The organism is Staphylococcus sp. GDY8P57P, assembly GCF_017892585.1.
Taxonomy (GTDB): domain Bacteria; phylum Bacillota; class Bacilli; order Staphylococcales; family Staphylococcaceae; genus Staphylococcus; species Staphylococcus borealis.
Genome location: NZ_JAESLK010000077.1, coordinates 1 through 926 on the forward strand (window position 1 = coordinate 1; position 926 = coordinate 926).

A 926-nucleotide genomic window follows, 5' to 3' on the forward strand; every position below is an offset into this window, starting at 1 on the left:
GAAAATGTATCAACCATACAACGTTTATCCTAGTTTAGATAATGAAAGAATAGCATTTGATCTTCGTAGCAAAGAAGCCTTTCACGGTGGACATACACAAGGAACAATCAATATTCCTTATAACAAAAACTTTATTAACCAGATCGGTTGGTATTTAGATTTTGAAAAAGATGTAGATTTAATCGGAGATAAATCTACAGTTGAACAAGCAACGCATACTTTACAATTAATTGGTTTTGATAATGTAGCAGGCTATCGTTTACCAAAATCAGAAATTCTAACACAATCCATCCACAGCGCTGATATTACTGGTGAAGAAGCAAATGTACTCGACGTACGTAATGAAGAAGAGTGGAATAATGGGCACTTAGATCAAGCAGTCAATATTCCGCATGGTAAATTATTAAATGAAAATATTCCATTTAATAAAGAGGATAAAATATACGTACATTGTCAGTCAGGTGTTAGAAGTTCAATCGCAGTGGGTATCTTAGAAAATAAAGGATTTGAAAATGTCGTGAATATTAGAGAAGGCTATCAAGATTTTCCAGAATCATTAAAATAATTTAAGGGTGTGGAAAAATGAGTAAGTATTATCAAATTGTTATTGTAGGTGGCGGTACAGCAGGTATTACCGTGGCATCAAGACTATTAAGAAAAAATCAAAGCTTAAAAGGAAAAATAGCAATTATAGACCCGGCTGAATATCATTATTATCAACCGTTATGGACTTTGGTTGGTGCTGGGGTATCGAGTTTAAAAAGTTCTCGTAAAGATATGAAAAGTGTTATGCCTGAAGGTGTTCAATGGATAAAAAATGCTGTTTCAAGCTTTCAACCTGAAAACAATAGCATTATTTTAGGAGATAATTCGGTCGTTAGTTACGAATTTTTAGTGGTAGCCCCTGGATTACAGATTAATTGGTC

2 pseudogenes are annotated in these 926 nt (G+C 33.6%); both read left to right on the forward strand.

Going from position 1 to position 926, the window contains the following annotated elements:
* Nucleotides 1–565: pseudogene (gene cstB / locus KA878_RS13555) on the forward strand (persulfide dioxygenase-sulfurtransferase CstB); the annotation flags it as partial.
* Between the two features lie 17 nt (nt 566–582).
* Nucleotides 583–926, forward strand: a pseudogene (sqr, locus tag KA878_RS13560) (type II sulfide:quinone oxidoreductase Sqr); the annotation flags it as partial.